5 protein-coding genes are annotated in these 7,484 nt (G+C 73.1%); 2 read left to right on the top strand and 3 right to left on the bottom strand.

The window, feature by feature from the left end; translation table 11 throughout:
* Nucleotides 1-48: 48 nt before the first annotated feature.
* Nucleotides 49-1,131 (bottom strand): DUF5937 family protein, encoded by a 1,083-nt coding sequence (locus LG634_RS09550; protein ID WP_226733240.1) that lies wholly within the window; start codon nucleotides 1,129-1,131, stop codon nucleotides 49-51.
* 99 nt (nucleotides 1,132-1,230) lie between these two features.
* On the opposite strand from LG634_RS09550, the gene LG634_RS09545 reads away from it, so the two are divergent.
* A complete protein-coding gene (locus LG634_RS09545) occupies nucleotides 1,231-2,481 on the top strand; it encodes an MFS transporter (RefSeq protein WP_226733239.1) in 1,251 nt (416 codons plus the stop codon).
* A gap of 32 nt (nucleotides 2,482-2,513) precedes the next feature.
* Here LG634_RS09545 and fxsT read toward each other — a convergent pair whose 3' ends face one another.
* On the bottom strand, nucleotides 2,514-4,874 hold the full coding sequence (gene fxsT / locus LG634_RS09540) for an FxSxx-COOH system tetratricopeptide repeat protein (protein ID WP_226733238.1): 2,361 nt from the start codon (nucleotides 4,872-4,874) through the stop codon (nucleotides 2,514-2,516).
* Nucleotides 4,875-5,116: 242 nt separating this feature from the next.
* Between fxsT and LG634_RS09535 the strand changes: the two genes are divergently transcribed.
* On the top strand, nucleotides 5,117-5,869 hold the full coding sequence (locus LG634_RS09535) for a methyltransferase domain-containing protein (RefSeq protein WP_226733237.1): 753 nt from the start codon (nucleotides 5,117-5,119) through the stop codon (nucleotides 5,867-5,869).
* 25 nt (nucleotides 5,870-5,894) lie between these two features.
* On the opposite strand, the gene LG634_RS09530 is transcribed toward LG634_RS09535, so the two are convergent.
* Nucleotides 5,895-6,983, bottom strand: coding sequence for a glycosyltransferase family 2 protein (locus tag LG634_RS09530; protein ID WP_226733236.1), 1,089 nt, complete (start codon nucleotides 6,981-6,983; stop codon nucleotides 5,895-5,897).
* Nucleotides 6,984-7,484: the final 501 nt, after the last annotated feature.

Here is a 7,484-nt window from a genome sequence, read left to right as displayed (position 1 = left end):
GGACCTGCCGCCCGCCCCCGCCCCCCGGCTCTGTCGACTCCCGACCCCCTACCGCAGTACCGCCGCCAGTACGTCCGTGCCCAGGCTCGTCAGCGCCGGGAGGTTCAGGCTGTAGCGGATGTAGCGGCCGTCGCGGCGGGTGGTGAGGAGGTTGGCTCGGCGGAGGTGGGTGAGGTGGCGGGAGACTTCGGGGGGTGTGAGGGACCAGGCGTGGGCGAGTTCGCCGTTGGTGTGGGGGCCGCGTGCCAGGGTGCGGAGGAGGCGCAGGCGGGTCGGGTGCGCCAGGGCTTCGAGGCGGAGGGTGACCGTTTCCAGAGAGACGGGTTCCGCGGGGTGCGGCTCGGCGACCGGGTACTGGACCACCGGGTGCCAGCCCGGCGCGTGCACGATCGCCAGGTGCGGGCGGCCGAAGACGCTCGGGATGAAGGTGACGCCGGTGCCGGCGGCGGTCGTCGCCTTGTCGAGCAGTTTGTCGACGAGGATGCAGTCGCCGTCCGGCGCCAGGGCGACCGCGCCGGACACCGCGGCCAGGACCGGCCCGAGGCCCTTGCGGGTCAGCAGGTCGTTCTTCACGCGCAGGTCGGTGGCGAGCGGAACAGCGGAGTCCGCCCAGGCCGTGTCGAAGAACGCCGGGCCGCACGCCTCCAACGTCTCGCGTACCCGGGCCCGTACCGCCGACGGGTCCGCGAGGAGCCGTTCCGCAAAGGCCTCCTGGCGGGGGCCGCGGGCCTGGGCCAGCTCCAGGGCCAGCTCGCGGGCGGTGGGGTCGGTGAGCGGGGACGGGGAGGTGAAGTGGATCCGGTTGCCGCAGGTGGTGACGAGGGCGGCGGACACGTACGTCTCGTCGTCGATGCGGTCCACGTCGTCCAGCTCCTCCGCGAGCGTCGGACGCGGCCGGGCTGGCAGCAGGAAGTCGGCCTGCGACGCCCGCCAGAGGAACTCCGCCTCCCGCAGCCGTTCGGCCAGGTCCGGCCGCAGCCCGGCCCATACGTCGGCGGCCCACGCGGCGACCTGCGGATGGTGCTCCGGTTCGGCGAGCACGTGCAGCATTGCGGTCAGCTCGGCGAGGGGGGAGGCGGCGAACCGCAGCCGTTCGGGCGGCATGCCGGTGATGTCGATCCGCAACGTCATCTGATCATCATCGCGGTTGGCGCGGACGCTGCTGCCGACGTTTGACGTTCTGCGTCAAGCGACGTGCCGGGCGGGGTGGCCGTACGCACCGTTCACGGCATGCCAGTTGTCGCGAACACCGCACCCAGGATCCGGCCCTGCGCCCTCGTCCGGGCCTCCGGAGGCCCCCGTTACGCCGTCGCCCTCGTCGTCGACGCGCTCGGCACCGGTCTGCTGCGGCCCTTCCTCCTCTTGTACGGCGTGACGGTTCTGCAGTTGTCCGCGCCGGCCACCGGCATTGCGATGACTGCCGGGATCGTCGTCGGACTGCTGTGCATGCCGGCGGTCGGGCGCTGGCTGGACCGCGGTGCGCGCAGCACGGTCGTGGCGGCGTCGATGCTGGTACGGGTGCTGGGCGTGGCGGTGTTGCTGGCCACGCCGGTGGGGCGGGTCTGGCCGTTCGCGGCCGCGGCGCTGTTCCTCGGCATTGGGAACCAGGCCTGGCCGGCCGCGCACGCCGCGGTCGTCGCCACGCTCGTCCACGGGCGGGAACGGGACACCGCGCTCGCGGCGGGACGGGCGTTGCGCAATGCCGGGATGGGGGCGGGGGCGCTGCTCGCGATGGCCTGCCTGGCCGGGGGTACGGGGGCGCTGCGGGTGCTGGCGGGGGTGACGGGGATCGCGTACCTGGTGGCGGCGGGGCTGGCGTGGTCGGTGCGGGTGCGGGTGGTTCCCGGCGGCGGGTCCGGGTCCGGAGCCGTGGCCGCCGCCGGGGGAGGGGGCGGGGGCGGGGACGACGGGCGGCCCGTGCCGCGGATGCGGAGGCTGCTCGCCGCGAACGTGGTCTACGTGTTCTGCCTCAACGTGCCCGAGATCGCACTGCCGTTGGTCCTGGTCACGCAGCTCGGCGCATCGCCGGTGTGGTCGGCGGCGATCTTCGTCGCCAACACGGTGCTGGTCGTGACCCTCCAGGTCCCCGTCACCGTCCTGATGTCCCGCTACGGCCGGCGCACCGCGCTGGGCATCGCCGGGATCGTGCTCGCCGGGTCGTACGTCGGGTTCCTCGCGGCCGCGTCCCTCGGGAACGGGTGGGCCGCCCCCGCCATCGCCGCCGTCTCCGTCGTCTGCACCCTCGGCGAGATCATCTACGCGGGCAGCGCGACCGCCCTGGTCACGGTCCTCGCCCCACCCCACGCCCTCGGCCGCACCCTGGCCCGCTTCGAACTCTCCACCGGCTTCGGCCTCGCGGTCTCCCCGGCGGTCATCACGGCCCTGGCACCGTACGGACCGCTGGCGCTCTGGGGGAGCCTGGCGGGGGCGACGGCGGTGGCGGTGGCGGGGGTGCGGGGAGAGGGGGAGCGGGCGGGGTGAACGAAAGGGGTGCAGGGGCTCGGCCCTGGCCGTCAATCGTCCTCTGCGCGTTGGCGCAGGGCTTTGGCCCGCTCGATGCAGGTGATGGTGCCGGGGTGCTCGGGGCCCAGGACACGGAGGTAGTCGGCCTTGGCTCGGTCCATGAGGACGAGGGCCTCCTCGCGTCGGTGGAGCCGGGCGTAGGTGGTGGCGAGGAAGCGTCGGGCGAGGAGGGTGTCGGGGTGGTCGGTGCCGAGTGTGCGTTCGCGGTCGGCAAGCACGGACTCCTTGAGCGCGAGGGCTTCGTCGTGCCGGTCGAGCAAGCCGTAGGCGTTGGCGAGGTTGGCGCGGGCGAGGAGGGTGTCGGGGTGGTCGGTGCCGAGGATGCGTTCGCGATCGGCGAGTACCGACTCCTCCAGTGCGAGGGCTTCGTCGTGTCGGTCGAGGTCGTGGTAGGTGGTGGCGAGGTTGGCGCGAGTGATCAGGGTGTCGGGGTGGTCGGTGCCGAGGATGCGTTCGCGGTCGGCGAGTACCGATTCCTCCAGAGTGCGCGCCTCCTCGTACCGGTCGAGCAGGCTGTAGGTGGCAGCGAGGTTGGCACGGGCGCGCAGCGTCTCGATGTGGGTGCCGCCGAGGATGCGTTCGCGGTCGGCGAGTACTGATTCCTCCAGCCCGAGGGCTTCCTCGTATCGGCCGAGGTCGTGGTAGGTGGTGGCGAGGTTGGCGCGGGCGACGAGAGTGTCGGGATGATCGATTCCGAGCCTGCGCTCGAAGTCGGCGAGCACCGTCTTTTCGAGAGCGAGTGCTTCCCGGTAGTGGCCCAGGTTGCTGTGGGCGGCGGCAAGGAGCGCGCTGAGTTTGAGGGCTTCGGGGTGGTTGGCCCCGAACAGCTCTGATATCTGATCCAGCATGGCCTGCCAGTGGTCGTGCGCAGCCCCGTACAGGCCGGACACCGTCAGGTTGTGCCCGGCGAGGTACAAGATGCTGTGCGGGCCGTCGCTCCAGAGGTGCCCGTCCGCATGCAGGCGCAACGCGTCGGTGTTGGTGCGGAGGGTTGCCGCGAGTTCGCGGTGGTGTTCGTCTACCCAGGGCCAGACGTCGACCAGCGCATCTGCCGTCGCCCTGGCGATGCGCGCCGTGCGAGCCGGCAGGGTCGTTTCGCGTACCGCCCTGGCCGTGAGGGCATGGATGCGGATCTGGCGGTGGTCGCTGCGGGAGTCGTACGTGATCAAGTGGTAGCGATGGAGGACCTGGAGGGCCGACTGGATCTCGGAGGGGTTCGGTTCGGGCGGGGCCGGGGGAGGGGGTTGAGGCCTCCGGCGGAGTCGCTTCCACCATGTGGGGCGTGCCGTCGGCTCGGGTTCCTGCGGTGCCCGGAGCACCCCCCGCAGCGCCGCCGTTTCCCAGATCTCCGCCGGATGTCCCGCCGGGTCCAGGAGGGCCACGATCTGGAGGATGCGTTCCGGCAGGTCGGGGGGACCCGGAGTGGCGGCGTTGGCGGCGGTGAGGGAGAGGAGGAGGGTGGCTGCGACGCTGCGGCCGTACTGTTCCGTGTCGGCCCAGCCGGGCAGGAGTTGGTCCAGGCGCTGGCGGCTGTCTTCGAGGCGGGCGAGGTACGCGCCTGCCGTGAGGCCCTCGTTGACGAGGTAGGCCGCGGCGTGGCCGAGGGCGAGCGGGAGGCGGCCGAGGGCTTCGGCGAGGTCGGCGGCGCGGTCTTCGAGGAGGTGGGCGGCGGCTTCGCCGGCCAGCCGGGCCTTCAGGTACGCGACGGCTTCCTCGGGCGTGTACAGGCCGATGTCGATGCGGGTCCGGTTGCCGCCGGTCATCCGGGCGTCGCCCAGCCGACTCGTCGCCAGCACCCAGCCGGCGGGCCCGGCCGGCCACCACGGGCCGACCGCCACGGGGTCGGTGATGTCGTCGAGGACGACCAGCCAGGACCGGGCCGTCGAGGCCGTCCAGTTGAGGAACGCGCGGGCGTCCGTCTCGACGTCGCTGCCGTCGGCCCCCGCGGCGCCGACCAGGCGGGCGGCCTCCGCGTACAGGATGACGATCTGCTGGACCTCGGTGGCCGGGACCCACAGCACCAGGTCGGTGCCGAGCAGCCCTGCTTCGTGCGCGTACGCGGCGGCGAGCTGGGACTTTCCGACGCCCCCGCCGCCGGACAGGACCTGCGTCAGGACCGGGGATCCGCCCGCGTGCCGGGCCTCGTCGATCGCGGCGCGCAGGTGCGGGCGGGGCTGGAACGCGGTCGCGAGCAGGGGGACGGAGCCGATCCGCAAGGGCCATGCGACCGGGGTCCGCGCGGTCGGGTAGTAGTGGTTGTGGTGCTTGTCGCCCGCGACCACGTCGCCGTCGACGTGCACGTCGTTCCGGTCGCCGCTGACGCCGAGGCCGAGCCCGTCGCCGGCCGCCATGCCGCGCGCCCCCGGCGTCCTGTCCGGCCCCACGCCCCCGCCGCCCGCGCCGCGGCCACTTCGTCTGCCGGTCACGGGCGCCCGCCCCCGCTCCCTGCGACGCTCCTGCCGCCCGCCATGGCCAACCCCCATTCGCCGAGCGCCAAGGTACCGGGCGTGGCAGGCCCGTGCCCGGTGTTCGTTGTGGAAGGGTCCGTTCCAGCAAAGTGGCGGTGGCGAGCGGCGAGTGCTGGGGTGATGCGATGTCCCACGGGGACGCGGCGGCGTACGGTGCGTGGTTCTACGAGAGTCAGCAGGACGGTTCGGCGCGGTCTGCCGGGCGGGTGCTGCCGCTCGTGTTCGATCTGGTGCGGCCTGCCGACGTGGTCGACCTGGGCTGCGGAACCGGTTCCTGGCTGCGGACTGCCCGGGAGCTGGGCGCGGAGAAGATCCTGGGGGTCGACGGGGAGTGGGTCGACGAGGAGGCCCTGCGCATTCCGGCCGAGTGCTTCCTGCGCCACGACCTCGGACGGCCGCTGCGGCTGGACGGCGGACGGTTCGGGCTGGCGATGTGCGTGGAGGTCGCCGAGCACCTGGATCCGGGCCGGGCCGAGTCGCTGGTGGCCGACCTCTGCGCGCTGTCGGAAGTGGTGCTCTTCTCCGCGGCCGTCCCCGGCCAGACCGGCAGCGACCACCGCAACGAGCAGTGGCCGAACTACTGGCGCGACCACTTCGCCCGCTGGGGCTACGAACTCGTCGACTGCCTGCGCACCCGCCTGTGGGACGATCCGGAGATCGAACCCTGGTACGCGCAGAACGCGTTCCTGTACGTGAGCGCCGACCGGCTCGCGCACGACGAGAGGCTCCGTACGGCCGCCGCCGAGACGGGACGCATGCCGCTGTGCGTGGTGCACCCCGGCCTGCTGGCCCTCTTCTCGAAGCCCTTCGCACCGGCCGTACCGGCGCCGCCCGTACGGCGCCCGGCGCCGCTGCGCTTCGTCGCGCCGGGACGGTAGGGGCGGCGGGGCCGGTGGCCGCGGCTCAGACGCCGGCCGGTTCGGCGAGGTGCCGGAGAGCGAGGCCGCGGTTGCGGAGCGTCTGCTCCCGGTAGGGGGCGGGCAGGTCGGGGAGGGCGAGGAGCCGGTCGCAGGCCGCGAGCGAAGCGGTCATCTCGCCCACCCAGTAGGCGGTGATGGAGTACTCGAACAGCAGCCCCCACCGGTAGACCCAGGGTTGGGTGAACAGGACGTCGTCGGGAGCGTCCCGGTCCAGACAGGACCGTACGAGGGCGTGGGCCGTGTGGTGGTGGCCGCGGAGCCGTAGGCGGGCGACCAGTTCGTAGCAGGCTTCGAGGCGCTGGGGCCGGGACTCCCAGGCACGGATGAGCGCGTCCATGGCGGCCGGCCAGTCGGCGGGGTTTCCGCTGTCGCCGTGGAGCGTCCCGACCTGGAGCAGGGACTGGTAGACCTCCTCCGGCCAGCCGCCCATGCCCGCGCGCTGCTCGTACAGCCGGATGGCCGCGGCCCGGTCGCCTATGTCGCGCATGGTCTGGGCCAGGTAGAAGACGGTCCGGGCATTGGACGGGTCGCGTTCCAGCTCGGCGCGCAGCAGCCGGGCGTCCCGTTCGAACTTGTCGTGCTTCGAGCCGCCGTCGCCGTGGTCCTCGATGACGAGCGCGTCGAGGAGGGCCACGCTCTCGGACCGGTCGCAGGTGAGGTACTCGTGGGTGACGCCCTCGTACCGCCAGGGGAGACTGCCGTTGACCAGGCGCTTGATGCGGTACTCGGTGTCGCCTTCGTGGCGGAGCATGTACGCGTCGGCCCGCAGCGGTGGCAGCGGGGCGTCCTGGCGGAGCACGAGGTCCGCGTCGAGGAGGAGCAGGTAGTCGGCCTTGCCCCGGGCCCGGGCGATGTTGAGGCTCCGGTTGTGCCCGAAGTCGACCCAGGGGTCCTCGTGGAGCTCGCCGGGGATGCCGTCGAGCGCGGTGCGGATCAGGTGCCGGGTCGCGTCGGTGGAACCGGTGTCGGAGATGACCCAGGTGTCGATGTGGTCCCGTGCGGAGGCGAGACAGCGTTCGATGACGGCGGACTCGTTCTTCACGATCATGCAGAGGCAGACGGTCGGCTTCACGGACGGACCTTACGGACCGCGGCGTGCCGGTGAGCCCAGCGCGGCGGGTGTCGGCCGCGCGGGCGGGTTCCGGCGCACCCGTTCGGGCTCCCGCTCTGGTCCGAACCGACTACCGGCGGGCGCGGCGGCACCGGCCGTCCGGCCGGTGTCCGCACGATGTCCGCGAACGCCGGGCAGGTCCGGTGATCACCCGATCCGATGATCCGAAGGAGCTGCGCATGCGTCCTCAGGACAGACCCCCGTCCAGGCTTGGACCCCTGCCCAGGCGGGCCGGTGCCCTGACCGGCGGCACGTTCGCCTCGCTCGCCCTCGTCCTGGCGGGCTTCGCTTCCCCGGCGCTGGCGACACCGGCGAACGCCCGGCCCAGGGCCGCCGAGACCGCAGCCGCGAGCGTTGCGGGCGGGGGTGGTGGCGGCGGTGGTGGCGGTGAGTGCTCCACGCCCCACCGGCCGTCGCAGAACCGGGCTGGTCTCGCGGGGGAGTCCGCGAAGCCGGAGCCGT

Origin of the sequence: Streptomyces bambusae (assembly GCF_020532645.1) — a bacterium.
Lineage (GTDB): Bacteria > Actinomycetota > Actinomycetes > Streptomycetales > Streptomycetaceae > Streptomyces > Streptomyces bambusae.
Note: the sequence above shows the minus strand (reverse complement) of the source record. Positions and strands in the feature narration are given on the sequence as shown.

What these genes read in the sequence shown, in the direction of transcription:
- LG634_RS09550 (WP_226733240.1), bottom strand. Translation starts at nt 1,131, where the DNA reads ATGACGTTGCGGATCGACATCACCGGCATGCCGCCCGAACGGCTGCGG.
- LG634_RS09545 (WP_226733239.1), top strand. Translation starts at nt 1,231, where the DNA reads ATGCCAGTTGTCGCGAACACCGCACCCAGGATCCGGCCCTGCGCCCTC.
- fxsT (WP_226733238.1), bottom strand. Translation starts at nt 4,874, where the DNA reads ATGGCGGCCGGCGACGGGCTCGGCCTCGGCGTCAGCGGCGACCGGAAC.
- LG634_RS09535 (WP_226733237.1), top strand. Translation starts at nt 5,117, where the DNA reads ATGTCCCACGGGGACGCGGCGGCGTACGGTGCGTGGTTCTACGAGAGT.